This is a genomic window from Nocardioides sp. YJ-D4 (genome assembly GCF_054031495.1).
On the sequence record NZ_CM132932.1, the window covers coordinates 5,653,216 to 5,670,731 of the forward strand.

The following is a 17,516-nucleotide window of genomic DNA, read 5'->3' on the forward strand; positions in this document are numbered from 1 at the left end:
TGCGCGCGCCGCGTAGGAGGCGTTTGCTGGAAACCATGACCGCCACCATCCCGGACGCCGTCCACGCTCCCCGGCCGCCCGGCCCGCCCGCCGTCGTGCTCGACGACGTCACCCGCACCTATCGCTCCCGCTCCGGCAAGGTCGACGCACTGCGGGGAGTGAGCCATGCCTTCGCGTCTGGGACCTTCACCGCGATCATGGGTCCGTCGGGATCGGGCAAGTCCACGCTCATGCAGATCGCCGCCGGCCTCGACCGGCCCACCCGGGGCAGCGTCCGGGTCGCAGGCACCGCTCTGGCCGGCCTGAACCGGACGACGCTGACGAAGTTGCGCCGACAGATGATGGGCTTCGTGTTCCAGCAGTACAACCTGCTCGACGCTCTCACCGCGTACGACAACGTCGCCCTGCCCACCCGCCTCGCCGGGCGCCGCCCGGATCGCGCTCAGGTGATCGGGGCGCTCGAGCAGGTCGGTCTGCACGGGCTCGCCAGGCGGCGGCCCCCGGAGCTCTCCGGCGGGCAGCAGCAGCGCGTCGCGATCGCGCGTGCGCTGCACGCCCGGCCGGCGGTGCTCTTCGCCGACGAGCCCACCGGTGCGCTGGACCGTCACGCCGGACGCGACGTGCTCGAGCTGCTGCGCGACCTCGTCGACGCGCCGGTGACCCACGGGCCGGCGCAGACGGTCGTGATGGTCACCCACGACCCGCTCGCCGCCTCGTACGCCGACAGCGTGCTGTTCCTCGCCGACGGCCAGATCGTCGGGCAGATGGAGCGCAGCGACGCCGCCCGGATCGCGGCCCGCATGGCCGAGCTGGAGCCCGTGCGATGAGCGTGGTCGCGCTGGCCGCGCACAGCCTGAAGAGCCTGCGCCAGTCCTGGCCTCCGTACGCCGGGGCCGCCGTCGCCCTCGCCGGTGGCATCGCCCTGATCACCCTCGCCACCAACATGCTGGGAGCGCTCGGCACCGCCACCGACGGGCTGGACCCGCAGACCCGGACGCAGATCGACGACCTCGGGTCGCTGTTCGGCATCATGGCCGGGATCTCGCTCTTCCTGGCGCTCTTCGTGGTCTCCTCGACCTTCGGGTTCGTGGTGGCCACCCGACGCCGCGAGCTCGGCCTGCTCCGTCTGCTCGGCGCCACCCCGCGCCAGGTGCGGACCCTGCTGCTCGGGGAGGCGCTCGCGGTCGCGGCCGTCGGCACGGTCGCGGGCTGCCTGCTCGGCACCGCAGTGACGGTGCCGGTGCTGCGCATCCTGCACCAGGCCGGGGTCACCCCGGTCCTGCTCGCGATGCCGAGCCAGGGCACTGGATGGGCGATCGCCGCCTCCTGCGGTGTCGGGGTCGCCCTGGTCGGGGCCTGGCGCGCGGGCGCCCGGGCGGGACGTACGCAGCCTGTCGAGGCGCTCCGCGACGCGGTCCTCGAGCGACGGCGGCCGACGGTGGTCCAGGCGCTGGTCGCGCTCACCGCGGCCGGCGCACTGGTCGCGACCGCCGTGCTCGCTCCTGAGATGCCGCTGCTGTTCGCCCTGCTCGTGGGCATGTTCCTGCCGATCGTCGCCGTGATCGGGGCCAACGCGGTGGGCGGCCTGCTCTACACCGAGCTCGCGGCGTACGCCGGTGCCACGGTGGCGCACCGAGACCCGGCGGCGCACCTGGCCCGTGACCTCGCCCGCACCAGCAGCCGGATGACCGCCGCGGTGGCGGCGCCGGTGGTCGCGATCATGGCGGTGGCCGGCTCGATGGTGCTCGCGGTCGGTGCGACCGCGGACTGGAGCGAGGGCGCCGACCGGGCCGCGCTCAGGTCGGAGCTGGTCGTCGAGCAGGCGGAGCGCCCCGAGCGGATCCAGGACGTGCCCGGGGTAGGGGTGAGCGACGTACGCCGCACGGCGCAGGTCGGGTTCGGCGGCGGTCCCGAGGACGTCGAGGTCGTCGACGTCTCCAGCGCTGCCGCGACGCGCAGTCTGCAGGCGACGCAGGGGAGTCTCACCGACCTGCGCGGCCGGGCGATGGCGGTCACCGCCTCATACGTCACCGACCTCGGCGGCCGGGTCGGACAGGTCCGCCGGATGCGCATCGACGGCCGGGTCGTCGAGGTGCGCCTGGTCGCCGTCGTCCCCGACGCCCCGAACCTGTGGAGCGACATCATCGTGCCCGACGACCTGCCGCGCATCGACAGGGTCGCCCGCGAGACCGGCACGGTCTTCGTGCGCACCGACGCCGGCGCGGACATCACCGGGACCGCACGGTCGATCCGGGAGACCGGGGCCGAGGTGAGCACCGGCGAGGAGTGGGTCGAAGCGGTCTCGGCCGAAGCGCGCGAGATGAACACGGTCGTGCTGTGGGTGATGCTCGGCCCGGCCGGGGTCTACGCCGCGATCGCGGCCGTCAACGCGGTCCTGATCGGGGCGAGCCAGCGCCGCCGCCAGACCGCCACCGCCCGCCTCGTCGGCGCCACCTCTGCCCAGGTGCGCCGGACCGCGCTGTGGGAGACGGTGTTCACCGGCGCCGGCGCTCTGCTGGTCGGCGGCGCGGTCACCGGGTTCACCGGCTGGCTGATGCGGCAGGCGGTCGTACGCGACGTGCCCGAGGCGCCGCTGACGTTCCCCTGGCAGGCGCTGTCCGGGATCACGGCGGCCTGCCTGGTAGTGCTGCTCGCCGCCGCCGTCGCCGGGGCGTACGCGCTGCGGGGCGGGGAAGCGTCCGACTGAGCCTGTCCTGAAGTGGCCTGTGAGGGGTTAAGTAGTGTTTGCCGCGTGACAGAGATGGACGGCGTACTCACCCAGGACGGCATCGGCGAGGGCGACGGTCTGGAACGGCTGTGGACGCCCTACCGGATGGCCTACATCCGCGGCGAGAACAAGCCCACCGACCCCTCGGAGACGGAGTGCCCGTTCTGCCGGGTGCCGACGCTTGAGGACGCCGAGGGCCTGGTCGTCCACCGCGGCGAGACCTGCTTCGTGGTGCTCAACCTCTATCCGTACGCCCCGGGCCACATGATGGTGTGCCCCTACCGTCACATCGCCGGCTACGTCGAGACCACCGACGAGGAGGCCGCCGAGATGGCGGTGCTGACCAAGCAGGCCGTACGCACCCTCGCCGGCGTCTCGCAGGCCGAGGGCTTCAACATCGGGATGAACCAGGGCACCGCGGGCGGCGCCGGCATCGCCGCCCACCTGCACCAGCACATCGTGCCCCGATGGGTCGGTGACCAGAACTTCATGCCGATCATCGGCCGCACCAAGACCCTGCCCCAGCTGCTGACCGACACCCGCGACCTGCTCGCGCAGGCGTGGGCGTCGGCCTAGCAGCTCGGCCTGGGGGTCAGACGATCGCCCAGGCCACGGCCGCGGCCGCGAACCCGACGATCGAGAGCACCGTCTCCAGCACCGTCCAGGTCGCCAGGGTCTGCTTCACGGTGAGGTTGAAGTAGCGCGAGACGATCCAGAAGCCACCGTCGTTGACGTGGCTGAGGATGATCGACCCGGCGGCGATCGCGACCGCGATCACCGCGAGCTCGGGCTGCGAGTAGCCGGTGCCGAGGGTCGGCGCGATGATGCCGCCGGTGGTCACGATCGCCACGGTCGCGGAGCCCTGGGCGATCCGGAGCGCGCAGGAGATGACGTAGGCCAGCAGCAGGATCGGCAGGCCCGCGTCGGAGAGCACCTCGGCGAGCGCGGCGCCCACGCCGGTCGCGGAGATCACCGCGCCGAAGAAGGCGCCGGCGCCGACGACGAGCAGGATCATGCCGACCGGCCGCAGCGAGGCGCCGGTGAACTCCGAGATCTCCTCGATGCTCATCCCGCGCCGGATGCCGAGCAGCCAGAAGGCGAGGAGCACGGCGATGGTGAGCGCGACCGCCGGGTTGCCGAGGAAGGTGAGTACGTTGAGCAGCCTGCCCGGCTCGAGCAGCATCGTGCCGAAGGTCGCGCCGAGGATCAGGATCAGCGGCACCGCGATGACCCCGAGGACGAGCGGCAGCGCGACCGGGGTGGTGGGCGTCTTGTCCTGCTCCGCCTCGGTCTCCGCGACCAGGAACTCCTCGGGCACCGAGACCTGGACGCGCGGGGCGACCCACATGGGGAAGAGGATCCCGGCCGCGGCGAACGCGGGCAGGCCGCACAGCAGGCCCATGATGATCAGCCAGCCGAGGTCGACGCCGAGGAGGCCGCCCAGCGCCGTGGGGCCGGGGTGGGGAGGCAGGAAGGCATGCGTCATCGACAGGCCCGCGAGAACCGGGAGGGCGTAGAGGACGAGCGACTTGCCGCCGCGGTGAGCGGCGACGTAGACCAGCGGGGCGAGCACGAAGATGCCGATGTCGAAGAAGACCGGGATGCCGAAGATCAGGCCGACCAGGCCCATCGCGACCGGGGTGCCGCGTTCGCCGAAGATCCCGATCAGCCTCGCGGCGAGGACGTCGGCGCCGCCGGACCGCTCGAGCAGCGATCCGAGCACGGTGCCGAGACCGATGATGAGTGCGATGTGGCCCAGCACGCCCCCGAAGCCGGTCTCGATGAGCGACTCCTTCGAGGAGAGGGCGGTGCCCACCATCTCCTCGACGGACAGGCCGGCCGCGACGGCGAGGCCGATGCCGCTGATGAAGAGGGCGATGAAGGGTTCGAGCTTCACCTTGATGATCAGGAAGAGGAGCACGGCGATCGCCGCTGCGCAGAGCAGCAGCAGGCTGGTGGTGCTTGTCTGGAGCCAATGCATGGTTGGTTCTCCCTCGGGTCAGGGGTGGGGGATGGATCGGGGATGGACTCAGCGCAGAGCTGCACGGAACCGGGCGGCGTTGGTGGTGATCTGCTCCCATCGGGCCTCGTCGACGTCGGCGGGCTGGACCACCGACGTCCCAGCGGTCACGGCGATGGCGCCGGCCCGCAGGAACTCCGCGGCGTTGTCTTCGTCGACTCCGCCGGAAGGGATCAGGGCGACCTCGGGGAACGGTCCCCGCAGGTCGGAGAAGTAGCGCGGCCCGACGGCCCGCGCCGGGAAGATCTTGACCGCGTCGGCGCCGAGCGTGGTCGCGGTGAGGACCTCGGTCGGGGTGAGGGCACCGAGGACGACGGCCGCACCCGCGGCGTGACCCTCGGCGACGATCTCCGCCGCCTCCGGCGGCAGGCCCGGCGTCACCAGGAACCGGGCGCCGGCCGCCAGCGCGGCGCGAGCCTGATCGGCGCTCAGCACCGTTCCGGCGCCGACCACGATGTCGTCGGTGTCGATCCGGGCGCTGACCTGGGCGAGGAGGTCGGTGAGGCCCGGGGTCGTGTAGGTCAGCTCGACGGTCCGAATGCCTCCGGCGGCCAGTGCGCGGCAGAGCGCGACCGGGTCGTCGAGCCGGGAGGCGCGTACGACGACCAGTGCCTGGTCGGCCCGTAGCGTCTCGATCACGGTGTTGCTCATCGGGCTCGGGTCCCTTCGTCGGTGCGGCGCAGCGCCCGTCCGGGCAGTGCGTCGGTGCGGTGGCCGTCCTCGATGACGGCGGTGCCGTTGACCAGCACCCAGTCGATGCCGTGCGCCTGCTGCCGCGGCTGCTCGAACGTGGCGGTGTCCTGGACCGTGTCGGGGTCGAGGAGCACCAGGTCGGCGGCGTACCCCTCCCGGACCAGGCCGCGCTCGCGCAGCTTGAGCCTGGCCGCGGGACGGCCGGTCAGGTGGTGGACGCAGCCGACCAGGTCGAGCACGCCGAGCTCGCGTACGTAGCGGGCGAGGTAGCGGGGGAAGGTGCCCCACGCGCGTGGATGCGGGCGATCGCCGACGAGGATGGCGTCGCTGCCGCCACAGTGCGTGCGGTGCCGCATGATCGTCTGCACGTTCTCCTCGTGACCGACGTGCTGGAGGATCGTCGTGGCCAGCCGGTCGCGGACGAGCAGGTCGAAGAAGACGTCCGTGGCCACCTGGCCGGTCTCCTCGGCGATCTCGGCGACGGTCCGGCCGACGTGGCGTGACAGCTCCGGGTTGCGTACGCCGCTGATCTGGATCGTGCGCCAGTCGGTCACGCAGCCGTGGCAGCCGTCGGTGCCGACATGGTCGAGCTCGTGCGCGATCCGGGCACGGTCCCCGGGATCCGCGATCCGCGCCAGCAGGGCGTCGGGGCCGCCGGAGGTGGACCAGCTGGGCAGCACGGCGCTGAGCGTCGTGGCGCCGGGGAGGTAGGGGTAGGTGTCGAGGGTGATGTCGACCCCGTCGGCCAGCCCCGCGTCGATGATGTCGATCAGGTCCCCGGCGCGCCCACGGTTGGGCTCGAAGTTCATCGTCGCGTGGGTCAGGTGGAGGGCGCACCCGGAGGCCCGGGCGACCTCGATCATCTCGGCGTACGCCTCCAGCGCACCGGCCCCGTAGGACCGGTGGTGCGGGCTGTAGTAGCCGCCCGCCTCGGCGACGACCCGGCACAGCGTGGCCAGCTCCCCGTCGTCGGCGAACATGCTCGGCGGGTAGGTCAGGCCGCTGCTCATCCCCACCGCGCCCTCGTCGAGACCGACCCGGAGCAGCCGGGCCATCTCGGTGATCTCGGCGGCGGTCGCCGGCCGGTTGTCCGGGCCGACGACCATCAGCCGCAGGGTCCCCTGCGGGACGAGGTACGCCGCGTTGCACGCGATCCCGCGGTCGAGGCGGTCCAGGTAGCCGGCGACGGTGTCCCAGTCGAAGTCGAAGTCGTCCGGCTCGCCGTTCCAGCCCGCGATCTGCCGGCGCAGGTGGGCGCGCGTCGCCGGGTCGGCGGGCGCGAACGAGAGGCCGTCCTGCCCGACGACCTCGAGGGTGACGCCCTGGCTCACCTTGGCGGTGTGGTCGGGGTTCACCAGGATCTGCAGGTCCGAGTGGGCGTGCATGTCGATGAACCCCGGGGTCAGCGTCCGCCCGGCGGCGTCGATGGTGCGCCGCGCGACCGGTGCCGAAGCATCGGTGTGGATGCCGGTGATCCGCCCCGCGTCGATGCTGACGTGGGCGTGGAAGGCCGGAGCGCCGCTGCCGTCGATGACGGTCGCGTCCCGGATGAGCAGGTCGGTCATGGCGGGTCCTCTCAGAACCAGGTGCGCACGAGGTCGACGACGACCGGGTCGTCGGCGTCGGCGTCGTCGAGGACCGGGATGAGGCCCCACTTGTCGAAGGCGGTGCACGGGTGCGAGAGCCCGAGACGGAGCTCGTCGCCGATCAGGACGGGCGCCTCGGTGGCGGGGTCCCAGCGGAGGAAGCCGTGCTGGTCGTTGAGCGCGGTCACCGCGACCCCCGAGAGCGGGGTCGCGGGGGAGCCGGTCGTCCGTGCCCGCAGCAGCTGCGCCTCGGGCATGCCCTCGTCGAAGGGCAGGTCGCGCTTGCCCGCGTCGAAGAGCGCGAGCCCCGGCTCCGGCTGGGAGCTGATCCGCACCCAGCCGTGCAGGGCGCTGCGCAGGCCGGGACCGGTGGTGCGGGGCGCGCTCCCCAAGGGGGAGATGCCGCGGTAGAAGCCGTCGTCGTGGGTGATGTAGGCGCCGCTGCGGAGCACCACGCGGGCCTCCGCGTCGGTCACCAGCGGCGCGAGCGCGTCGGCGACCTGCTCGAAGTAGGCGCTGCCGCCGGCGCTCACCACCGGCGCCCGACCGGCGGGCAACAGGCCGGAGATCCGCCGGTGCAGGGAGACCAGGCTGTCGACGTACGCATGGACGACGCCGAGCGCGGCCTCGTCGGTGGTGTGCGCCAGGGCGCCCTCGTAGCCGGTGACTCCGGCGAGCTCCAGGTGGGGTGAGGCCGCGACGGCCTCGGCCACGGCGACCGCGGTCTCCTCGTCACGGGCACCGGTGCGACCGCCCGTGGCGCCGCGCTCGACGAGGACGCCGAGCGGTCGCCGTGGCCCGGCCTCGGCGGCATGGGCAGCGAGCGCCTCGTGCATCAGGGCGACCGTCCGTGGCGAGTCGGCCCACACCAGCACCTCCAGCCCCGCGTCCTCGGTGATCTGGTCGGAGATCCAGCGCAGGGTGAGCGGGGAGACGATCGCGTTGGCCACGATCACCCGGGAGACGCCGAAGGCGCGGGCGACGGCGAGCTGGGGGAGGTTCGCCACGGTGATCGCCCAGGCGCCGGCGGCGAGCTGCTCGGCCCACAGCTGCGGAGCCATCGTGGTCTTGCCGTGCGGAGCCAGGGCGATGCCGCGCTCCGCGCACCAGGCGGCCAGCACGTCACGGTTGTGGGTCATCGCGACGCGGGAGAGGGAGAGCACGGGCGTGGGCAGCTGCGAGAGCCGCGGCGCTGCCTCGAGCACCTCGGCGACCGTACGTCCCCACAGCGCGGGCGGGATCGCCTTGTGGCGCCAGTCGACCCGCTCCTCGCGCAGCGCCGCGACGGCCGCTGTGTCGATGTGGGCTGCCGGGTGATCCATGGCCCGTCCTTCCTTCGTTGCACATTATGCAACGGTGATTGCGTATTTCGATTCGTTAGTTGTAGCATCGGGCACACCGGGCGTCAACGGCTCGGCGATGAACCAACAGGGGAGGAGCTCCATCCGTGGGCAGTAGCGGAGACGTGCGAGTGGTCTGTCTCGGGGAGGCGATGGTCGTCCTGCGTCCGGAGGGCGACCAGCCGCTCGCCGTGGCGACGACCCTGCGCCGTTCGGTCGGTGGCGCCGAGGCCAACGTGGCCGGCGCCCTGGCCGCCCTCGGGGTGCGGACCGCCTGGGTGTCCCGGCTCGGTCAGGACCCGTTCGGCGACGTCGTGACCGACGACCTGACCGGCCGCGGCGTGATCGTCGAGGCCGAGCGCGATCCCGAGCGCCCGACCGGGCTCTACGTCAAGGACCCCGCCCCCGGCGGCAGCCGCATGCACTACTACCGAGCCGGATCCGCGGCGGCCGCGATGGACGCCGCCCTGCTGGACCGGCCCGGCGTCATGGAGGCGCTGGCCTCGGCCGAGGTGGTGCACACCTCCGGGATCACCCTCGGCATCCTCGAGGAGGGATCGACGCTGGTCACCCGCCTGCTGGCGCTGCGCGACGAGCTCGGCTTCCGGCTCAGCGTCGACCTCAACTGGCGACCGGCCCTGTGGGCCGGGCGCAGCACCGCGCCGCTGATCGACCTGCTGCGCGCGGCCGACATCGTTCTGCTCGGGGCCGACGAGGCACGCGCAGCGCTCGGCGCGCATGGTCCGCAGGACCTCCGCGACCTTCTGGGCGAGCGTCCTCGGCTGGTGATCAAGGCCGACTCCCACGCGGCCGGGGAGTACGACGCGGACGGAAGTGCCACGCAGGTCCCGGCGCTCCGGGTCGACGTCGTGGAGCCGGTCGGCGCGGGCGACGGGTTCGCGGCGGGCTACCTCGCCGCGCTCGTCGACGGGACCGGCCCGGTCGGCCGGCTGCGTCAGGGCCACCTGGTCGCGGCGGGGGTGCTGGCCGCGACCGGCGACCACGCGCGGCCTCCGGCCGCCGATGTACGTGCCAGGCTGCTCGACTGCTCCGAGGACGACTGGGCCGCGACCCGGGTGAGCGCCGCCGGCATCGACTCCCCGGCGATCCGTGAGGCGGCCCGATGAGCCAGAGTCTCTCCCGCGCGCTGCAGATCCTCATCGAGCTCGGTGAGGGCGAGCGCTCCCTCGACCAGGTGGCCGCCAGTCTCGGCGTGCACAAGACCACCGCGATGCGGCTGCTGCACACCTTGGAGGCGGACCGCTTCGTACGCCGCGACGACCGCCAGCGCTACCACCTCGGCTCCCGGCTGTTCGCCCTCGGCACCGCGGCGCTCTCCCAGCACGCGATCCGCGACGTGGCCCAGCCCCACCTGACCCGCCTCGCGGCCGAGACGGGCGGCCAGGCCGTCCACCTGGCTGCCTATGAGAACGGCACGGCCATCTACCTCGCCAAGGTGGAGAGCACCCACTCGGTGCGGATGTACTCCCGGGTGGGTCTGCCCGCGGCGCTGCACGCGACTGCCGTCGGCAAGGTGCTGGTCGCAGGGCTGCCTCCGGGTGAGCAGGAGGCGGCGGTCGCCGGCATCGACTTCCGGCCGTTCACCAGCCGCACCATCCCCGACGCGGCCAGCTACCACGAGGTGCTCGCCCGGACCCGCGAGCAGGGCTGGGCCGAGGACGCCGCCGAGCACGAGGACTTCATCAACTGCGTCGGGGCGCCCGTACGCGACGAGGCCGGGCGCGTCGTCGCCGCGGTCTCCGTCTCCGTGCCCGACGTCATCCTGCCCCGCGACGGAGTGCGAGCCCTGGTGCCGCAGCTCCTCGCGGCCACCGAAGCGATCTCCGCCGACTGGGCCGGCCGGAGCTCATGAGAACACCCCGAGAGGAAACCCATCCCATGTCCGACACCCGCATCTCCACCGACCAGGCCCCGGCTCCCGCGCACACCTTCTCCCAGGGCGTGGTCCGCGGCGGCCTGATCCAGGTCTCCGGCCAGGGCCCGGTCGACCCCGCCACGAACGAGTACCTGTTCCCCGGCGACGTGAAGGCCCAGACCGTACGCACCCTGCAGAACGTGGAGGCGATCCTGGCCGCCGCCGGCGCGGGCTTCGAGGACGTGCTGATGCTCCGGGTCTACCTCACCACCCGGGACGACTTCGCCGCGATGAACGATGCCTACGGCGAGTTCATCGGCTCACGCGTCGCCGAGGGCGGCATCCTCCCGTGTCGCACGACCGTGATGACCGGCCTGCCGCGCGAGGAGATGCTCGTCGAGATCGACGCGCTCGCCGTCGCCCGTTAGTCGACGACCCGGGCGAGCTCCCGGCTGAGGTAGGGCGCCAGGGTGCGGGCGTAGCGCGAGGTGATGTGGTTGCCGTCGCGGTAGACGATGACGTTGCCGATCACCGCCGGGCAGACCTCCTCCCCGCAGAACAGGTGGGTCAGGTCGACCAGGTGCGCGTTGGGGTCGCGGGCGACCGCGTCGCGGTGCGGGTCCTTAACGAGTACGTCGGTGCGCGGCCGCCCGCACGCCTCGCCGGCGGTCTCGGGGGAGTGTCGCTGGATGCAGCCCAGTGTGGTGCGCAGATAGGCGGCGTTGTCGGGCTCGAACATCGGGTTGTCGACGAGCGCGATCACCGGGACCTTCTTCGAGGGCCGGTGGCTCCAGGCCTCGACCAGACCGTTGACCGTCGACTCGTACGGCGTCTCGCCGCCCAGCGGCTGGGTCGTCTTGCGGGCCGAATGGGTGACGATGATCGCGTCGAGGTCCTGCTGCTCGGGAGCGCGCAGGTAGGCCTCGAGCTGCCGGTTCCACTCCGCGCAGGCGGGGCGGTTGTCGGCGATGCTCCGGCCGAGCGGCCGGGTGTTCCAGTGGCAGGCGGCACGGGCGGCGACGTCGATGCGCCAGCTGCGCTGGTCGCCGATCAGGTCGAGGGCGCCGACCGGGGCGACGGCGTGCGAGTCGCCGACCATCAGCAGCCGCTTGCGGTAGCCCTCGACCGCCCCGTTGGGGCAGGCGCTGAAGCGCACCGGACGCTCCTCGAAGGACCAGCACTCGCCCCGGTTCTCGTCGTCCGCGCCGATCGCGGCCACCGCCGGGATCAGCTCGCCCTGAAGATCGGGGTTGCGGCACGAGCCCTCCGTGGAGCTCACCGCCAGCGCGGACGCGCCGAGGCACTCGGTCGTGAACGGGTCGGCGGTGGCGAGCCGGGCCGCCGCCGCGATCGCCCTGTCCTCGGAGTGCTCGATCGCGACCAGGCCGCTCCACCCGGCGCCGACGGCGACCACCAGAGCAGCCAGGGTGGCGACCAGGGCTCGCGGACCGCCCGGCCTGATGACGTACGTCTGGACCTGGCGGGTGACGAGGCGGTTGGTCGCCCAGGCGAGCAGCGTCGAGACGACCAGCACGCCCGCGGCCGAGGCGACGGTGAGCCGCTCCCCGCCGGTGTAGTAGAGCCACGCGATCAGCAGCGGCCAGTGCCACAGGTAGAGCTCGTAGGAGATGTCGGCGACGAACCGCAGCGGGCGGGTCTCCAGCAGGCGCCGCGGCCCACGTGGCGACGGGGTGGAGCCGACCATCACCAGCAGCGCCCCGGCGACCGGCCACAGGGCCAGCGGTCCCGGGAAGTGGTCCGCGCCGTCCATCACGAAACCGCAGGTCACGACCAGGGCGAGGCCGGTCCAGGCGGCGTACGGCTTGATCTTCTCGGGCAGGCTCAGGCGGCGCAGCGCGAGCGCGGTCAGGGCACCGGCGGCGATCTCCCAGAAGCGCGTGATGGAGTTGAAGTACGCAGCCGCCTGGTCGGCTCCGGAGACCTTGATCGCATAGGCGAAGGAGAGGGCGAACGCGGCAGCGGTCAGCACGAACAGCACCCGGGCGAGGCTGAGCCGCCCCAGCCGGCCGCGCGCGACGACGCGCAGCACCAGAGCCAGCCCGACGACCACCAGCGGCCACAGCAGGAAGAACTGCCCCTGCACCGCGAGCGACCAGAAGTGCTGCACCGGCGTCGAGGACGGTCCCGCGGCGCCATAGGCGAGCTGGCTGGCGATCAGCTCCCAGTTGAGCGTGTAGGTCGCCGCCGCGAACAGCTCGCGGGTCGTCTGCGTCCACAGCGTCTGCGGGATGAAGACCACCATCAGCGCGGCCGTGGCCGCCAGCACGATCAGCGCCGGTGCGGCGAGCCGCGCGAACGTACGTCCGTAGTGCTCGCCCAGTCGCACCCGGCCGCGCTCGGCCCTGCCGACCAGTGACCGGGTGGCGAGGAAGCCGGAGATCACCAGGAAGACGTCGATCCCGCCCGAGACCCGGCCGTTGCCGAAGAGATGGAAGGCGACCACGAGCGCCAGGGCGATGCCGCGCAGCCCGTGGATCTCGCTGACATGTCCGGAGGTGTGCTCGACGGTGTGCCCAGATTTGGGGCTGTTGGGATCGCTGTCGGCCCGGCTGTTCGTGGGCGTGCGGAAATCCGAGATGGCGGTCACGTGATCGCTGTTCTAGTCGACGTGGGCGGGTGGGAGCCGTCGCACCGTAACGAGCAGTGATGACGTGAAGGCATACGGCCGTTATCAAACCGCCGTCGAGATCTCCTCAGAACCGCTTCATATCGCCGCTGAAGGAGATAGGTTGCACCCCGACGTGACTTAGATCACACCCAGGACTGAGGAGTTCGACGATGAACACGCACAAGATCGGCCGCCTGATGGCGGTCGCAGCGGTGGCGACCCTGTCGACCGCATCGCTCGTGGCATGTGGAGGCTCGGATGACGGTGGCGACTCGGGAGACTCGGGCGGCACCGACGTCGGAGTGATCCTCCCCGACGCGACCACGTCTCCCCGATGGGAGTCCCAGGATCGGCCCAACCTCGAGAAGGCGTTCGCGGACGCCGGCCTCGAGGCCACGATCCAGAACGCCCAGGGCGACACCGCCAAGTTCGGTCAGCTGTGCGACAGCATGATCAACGAGAACGTCAAGGTCATCATCATCACCAACCTCGACTCCGAGTCGGGCGCGGCCTGCCTGAAGAAGGCCGCCGACGCGGGCGTGACGAGCATCGACTACGACCGGCTGACGCTCAACGGCGGCGCCTCCTACTACGTCTCCTTCGACAACGTGAAGGTCGGCGAGCTGATGGGCACTGGCCTCGACGAGTGCATCACCGCCGCGGGCAAGAAGGGCGGCAACATCGTCTACGTCAACGGCGCGGCCACCGACAACAACGCGGCCCTGTTCAAGTCGGGCTACGAGAAGGCGCTCGAGCCGAAGATCGCCGACGGCACCTACAGGCTGGTCGGCGACCAGTCGGGGGAGTGGGACGCCACCAAGGCCGGCAAGGTCTTCGACCAGATGTACACCGCCAACGGCGGAAAGATCGACGGCGTGGTCTCGGCCAACGACACCATGGCCGGCGGCATCATCGCCCGGCTGAAGGCCAACAACGCCCAGGGCAAGATCCCGGTGACCGGCCAGGACGCCTCGGTCGAGGGCCTGCAGAACATCCTGCAGGGCTTCCAGTGCGGCACCGTCTACAAGAACACCGCGCTCGAGGCCAAGGCCGCCGCGGACCTGGCGATCGCGCTGATCGAGGGCGACGAGGAGGCTGCCGAGGCGCTGGCCACCGGCAGCGTCGAGGACACCGAGGCCGGCACGGACGTGCCCTCGGTGCTCGCCGAGCCCGTCTGGGTCACCAAGGAGAGCGTCAAGACGGTCATCGAGGACGGCCAGGCCGACGCCGCCGAGGTGTGCGCCGGCGCGATCGCCGACCTGTGCACCGAGAACGGCGTGCCTCAGTGAGTTCGCTGCTGGAGCTGCACGGCGTCGAGAAGTCCTTCGGCGCCGTGCAGGTCCTGCGCGGAGTGGACCTCACGGTGCAGGCGGGCCGGGTCACCGCGCTCGTCGGTGACAACGGTGCCGGCAAGAGCACGCTGGTCAAGGGGATGGCCGGGATCCATCTCTTCGACGCCGGTGACTACCTCTTCGAAGGAGAGCCGGTGAAGGTGACCAACCCCAAGGACGCCGCCGCGCTCGGGATCGAGGTGGTCTACCAGGACCTCGCACTGTGCGACAACCTCGACGTGGTCCACAATATGTTCCTCGGCCGGGAGATGAAACGGCTCCGGCTGGTCGACGAGGACAGCATGGAGCAGCGTGCCCGTGAGACGCTGGACGGTCTCTCGGTGCGTACGCTGAAATCGGTGCGTACGCCGGTGGCCTCCCTCTCCGGTGGCCAGCGGCAGACCGTGGCGATCGCCCGCGCCGTGCTGTGGAACTCGAAGCTGGTCATCCTCGACGAGCCGACCGCGGCTCTCGGCGTAGCGCAGACCGAGCAGGTGCTCCGACTGGTGCGGCGCCTGGCCGACCGGGGTCTCGGCGTCCTGCTGATCAGCCACAACCTCAACGACGTCTTCGAGGTCGCGGACGACATCGCGGTCCTGTATCTGGGCGGCATGGTCGGGCAGATCGAGGCCTCCTCCACGACGCGCGAACGGGTCGTGCAGGCGATCACCACCGGCGTCGTCCCTGAGGGAGGTGCGGCATGAGCGAGCGCAAGCGAGCGAGCGATCGGGCCTTGCATGCCACCGCCTCCGTATTCTGGCGCTTGCGCCACGGAGGTTTGGCATGAGTACCGACACCGATGACCCGACGATCGCCGCGGCACCGGACCCGGAGCCCGACAACTCGCTGGGCGGGATCTTCCGGGCCTACCTGGCCAAGCTCAGGGGTGGTGAGGTCGGCTCGCTGCCCGCGGTGCTGGGCCTGATCGCGTTGGTCGTGGTCTTCTCCGCGCTGCGTCCCGAGCAGTTCACCAACTCGTTCAACTTCGCCAACCTGATCGGCCAGTCGGCAGGTGTGACCGTGCTCGCGATGGGCCTGGTCTTCGTGCTGCTGCTGGGCGAGATCGACCTGTCGGCGGGGTTCGCGGGCGGGACGTGCGCCGGGGTGCTCGGGGTGTGCCTGACCCGGCAGGAGTGGCCGCTGATCCCGGCGTTGCTGGCGGCTCTTCTCACCGGAGCGGTGATCGGCCTGACCATCGGCTTGCTGGTGGCCCGGCTCGGGATCCCGTCGTTCGTGGTCACGCTGGCCGCGTTCCTCGGGCTGCAGGGCGTACTCCTGACGATGATCGGCGAGGGTGGGACGATCCCCATCCGCAACGACTTCATCAACGGCCTCAACAACGCCAACCTGCCGGTCTGGCTCGGCTGGGTGCTCGGCATCGTCTGCATCGTGGGCTATGCGGGCTCGACGTACATCACCGATGCGCGCCGCCGCGCCAAGAACCTCACGGTGCAGCCGATCCTGCTGTGGGCGCTGAAGACCGGGTTGTTGACGGTCGTGGTGCTCGCCGTGGTCGGCTACCTCTCGGTCGAGCGCAGCCGCAACCCGGCGCTGACCTCGCTCAAGGGGGTGCCGGTCTCGCTGGTGGTGATCGTCGGCCTGCTGATCCTGCTCACCTTCACGCTGACCCGCACCGCCTGGGGCCGGCACGTCTACGCGGTCGGCGGCAACGCCGAGGCGGCACGGAGGGCCGGGATCAACGTGTTCCGGGTGCGCCTGTCGTGCTTCGTCCTCTGCTCCACCATGGCGGCGGTGGCCGGCATCATGATCGCCAGCCGCACCAACTCGGTGAACCCGAACACGGGCGGCGAGACGACCCTGCTGTACGCCGTGGGCGCCGCCGTCATCGGCGGCACCTCGCTCTTCGGCGGCAAGGGCCGGGTCATCGACGCCGTCATCGGCGGCACCGTCGTGGCCGTCATCGACAACGGGATGGGCCTGCTCGACCAGCCCCAGGGCACCGTCTGGATGGTCACCGGCCTGGTTCTCCTGGTCGCGGCCAGCGTCGACGCGCTCTCCCGGCGGAGAGCATCGGCGACAGGGCACGTGTAGCGGGCTCGTTCCGCCGTCACGGTATGCAGGTGAAGGCGCACATCCCCAGCGGAGCTCCGCACGGGATGTGCGCCTTTCGCTGCATACCCTTCGACAGGCTCAGGACACCGCCGTGACGAAGGCTCAGGCGGGCGGAGCGGTGCTGCTGCGCTCGACCAGCTCGGCGGGCAGCCGCAGGTGGCGCTCGGTCTGCTTGCCTTCCAGCAGCTCGAGCAGGAGCCCGAGGGCGGCCCGGCCCATCTCGTGGAGCGGCTGGGCGACGGTGGTGAGCGGGGGAGTGGCGTCGCGGGCCTCGGGTACGTTGTCGAAGCCGATCACCGAGAGGTCCTCGGGCACGCGCAGGCCCAGCGAGCCGGCGACCTCGATGACCTTGATCGCGGAGATGTCGTTGGCGGCGAAGATGGCGGTCGGACGCTCGCCGGCCGGGAGCGAGAGCAGCTCGCGAGCCGGCGCCTCGGCGAGCTCCGGGTGGTAGCCGCCCACCCGGATGAGGTCGGGGGAGACGCTGAGGCCCGCGTCGTGGAGAGCCTCGCGGTAGCCCTGCTCGCGCAGGCCGGCGGAGCGGAGGTCGGGGCGCCCACCGAGGAACCCGATGCGCCGGTGGCCGAGCCCGATCAGGTGGTCGACGGCGAGCCGGGCGCCGGTGATGTTGTCGGCGTCGACGGTCATCGGGCCGTCCGGCCCGGTGTGCGGGTCGATCGCGACGACCGGGATGGTGGTCTCGTCGGTGATGATCATCGACGGCGTGACCACGATCGCGCCGTCGATCAGGGTGTGGCCGAGGCGGGAGAGCGAGCGGCGCTCCCAGCCGGTGTGGTTGTGGGCGCCGGTGCGTCCGGCGTGGGCCAGCAGCTCGTAGCCGGTGCCGTCCAGGGCCGCCGAGATGCCCTTGAGGAGCTCGGCGGAGTAGGGCTCGAACTCGGCCACGAGCACGCCGATCACGCCGGTGGACTTGCGTCGCAGGCTCGAGGCGATCAGTGAGGACTGGTAGCCGAGCTCGTCGATGACCGCGAGCACCTTCTCGGCCGTCGCCTCGCTGACGCCGTAGCGCTCGTTGATCACCTTGGAGACGGTGGCCACCGAGACCCCGGCCTCGCGGGCCACGTCGGTGATGGTGACCCGGCGCGGGCGTGGCTGATCGAGCGTGCTCATGGCCCGACAGTAGCCCACTCGGGCCAAGTTCGATAACCATCTACGAAAACGTTATCGACAACGATTGACAGAGGCCCATCGCAAGCGCCATGCTCAACCCCGACGATGT

General features: G+C 71.6%; 15 protein-coding genes. 9 read left to right on the top strand and 6 right to left on the bottom strand.

Features of this window, described 5'->3' with window-relative positions:
* Positions 1-35 precede the first annotated feature (35 nt).
* Genes ACW14X_RS27020 through ACW14X_RS27030 form a run of 3 tightly spaced genes read left to right on the top strand, consistent with a single transcriptional unit; the run spans position 36 to position 3,304 of the window.
* Positions 36-827 (top strand): ABC transporter ATP-binding protein, encoded by a 792-nt coding sequence (locus ACW14X_RS27020; protein ID WP_457163928.1) that lies wholly within the window; start codon positions 36-38, stop codon positions 825-827.
* Positions 824-2,707, top strand: coding sequence for an FtsX-like permease family protein (locus tag ACW14X_RS27025; protein ID WP_457163929.1), 1,884 nt, complete (start codon positions 824-826; stop codon positions 2,705-2,707). Before ACW14X_RS27020 ends, ACW14X_RS27025 begins: the two co-directional genes overlap by 4 nt.
* A 54-nt stretch (positions 2,708-2,761) precedes the next feature.
* On the top strand, positions 2,762-3,304 hold the full coding sequence (locus ACW14X_RS27030) for an HIT family protein (protein ID WP_400464633.1): 543 nt from the start codon (positions 2,762-2,764) through the stop codon (positions 3,302-3,304).
* A gap of 16 nt (positions 3,305-3,320) precedes the next feature.
* Here ACW14X_RS27030 and ACW14X_RS27035 read toward each other — a convergent pair whose 3' ends face one another.
* The 4 genes from ACW14X_RS27035 to ACW14X_RS27050 are packed head-to-tail and all read right to left on the bottom strand — an operon-like array spanning position 3,321 to position 8,349.
* Entirely contained in the window at positions 3,321-4,709 is a 1,389-nt protein-coding gene (locus ACW14X_RS27035; RefSeq protein WP_457163930.1) for a GntP family permease, read from the bottom strand.
* 48 nt (positions 4,710-4,757) lie between these two features.
* Positions 4,758-5,399 (bottom strand): bifunctional 4-hydroxy-2-oxoglutarate aldolase/2-dehydro-3-deoxy-phosphogluconate aldolase, encoded by a 642-nt coding sequence (locus ACW14X_RS27040; RefSeq protein ID WP_457163931.1) that lies wholly within the window; start codon positions 5,397-5,399, stop codon positions 4,758-4,760.
* Positions 5,396-7,006, bottom strand: coding sequence for an N-acyl-D-amino-acid deacylase family protein (locus tag ACW14X_RS27045; protein WP_457163932.1), 1,611 nt, complete (start codon positions 7,004-7,006; stop codon positions 5,396-5,398). Before ACW14X_RS27045 ends, ACW14X_RS27040 begins: the two co-directional genes overlap by 4 nt.
* A gap of 11 nt (positions 7,007-7,017) precedes the next feature.
* Positions 7,018-8,349: an amino acid deaminase gene (locus tag ACW14X_RS27050; protein WP_457163933.1), complete on the bottom strand. Its 1,332-nt coding sequence runs from the start codon at positions 8,347-8,349 to the stop codon at positions 7,018-7,020.
* 125 nt (positions 8,350-8,474) lie between these two features.
* Here ACW14X_RS27050 and ACW14X_RS27055 point away from each other — a divergent pair, with 125 nt between their 5' ends.
* Genes ACW14X_RS27055 through ACW14X_RS27065 form a run of 3 tightly spaced genes read left to right on the top strand, consistent with a single transcriptional unit; the run spans position 8,475 to position 10,671 of the window.
* Positions 8,475-9,494, top strand: a complete 1,020-nt coding sequence (locus ACW14X_RS27055; protein WP_457163934.1) for a sugar kinase — start codon at positions 8,475-8,477, stop codon at positions 9,492-9,494.
* Positions 9,491-10,240, top strand: coding sequence for an IclR family transcriptional regulator (locus tag ACW14X_RS27060; protein ID WP_457163935.1), 750 nt, complete (start codon positions 9,491-9,493; stop codon positions 10,238-10,240). Before ACW14X_RS27055 ends, ACW14X_RS27060 begins: the two co-directional genes overlap by 4 nt.
* A 26-nt stretch (positions 10,241-10,266) precedes the next feature.
* The gene (locus tag ACW14X_RS27065; protein WP_457163936.1) at positions 10,267-10,671 is read left to right on the top strand and encodes a RidA family protein; all 405 of its coding nucleotides are present in this window, start codon (positions 10,267-10,269) and stop codon (positions 10,669-10,671) included.
* Here ACW14X_RS27065 and ACW14X_RS27070 read toward each other — a convergent pair.
* Positions 10,668-12,851, bottom strand: coding sequence for an acyltransferase family protein (locus ACW14X_RS27070; RefSeq protein WP_457163937.1), 2,184 nt, complete (start codon positions 12,849-12,851; stop codon positions 10,668-10,670). The genes ACW14X_RS27065 and ACW14X_RS27070 overlap by 4 nt on opposite strands.
* A gap of 191 nt (positions 12,852-13,042) precedes the next feature.
* Between ACW14X_RS27070 and ACW14X_RS27075 the strand changes: the two genes are divergently transcribed.
* The 3 genes from ACW14X_RS27075 to ACW14X_RS27085 all read left to right on the top strand — a co-directional run bounded on the left by ACW14X_RS27075 (position 13,043) and on the right by ACW14X_RS27085 (position 16,255).
* A complete protein-coding gene (locus tag ACW14X_RS27075) occupies positions 13,043-14,161 on the top strand; it encodes a sugar ABC transporter substrate-binding protein (protein WP_457163938.1) in 1,119 nt (372 codons plus the stop codon).
* Positions 14,158-14,907 (top strand): ATP-binding cassette domain-containing protein, encoded by a 750-nt coding sequence (locus ACW14X_RS27080; protein WP_160022840.1) that lies wholly within the window; start codon positions 14,158-14,160, stop codon positions 14,905-14,907. Before ACW14X_RS27075 ends, ACW14X_RS27080 begins: the two co-directional genes overlap by 4 nt.
* 79 nt (positions 14,908-14,986) lie before the next feature.
* On the top strand, positions 14,987-16,255 hold the full coding sequence (locus ACW14X_RS27085) for an ABC transporter permease subunit (RefSeq protein ID WP_160022842.1): 1,269 nt from the start codon (positions 14,987-14,989) through the stop codon (positions 16,253-16,255).
* Positions 16,256-16,378: 123 nt separating this feature from the next.
* On the opposite strand, the gene ACW14X_RS27090 is transcribed toward ACW14X_RS27085, so the two are convergent.
* Complete coding sequence (locus ACW14X_RS27090; protein ID WP_457163939.1) at positions 16,379-17,407, bottom strand: LacI family DNA-binding transcriptional regulator; 1,029 nt, start codon at positions 17,405-17,407, stop codon at positions 16,379-16,381.
* Between the last annotated feature and the right edge of the window lie 109 nt (positions 17,408-17,516).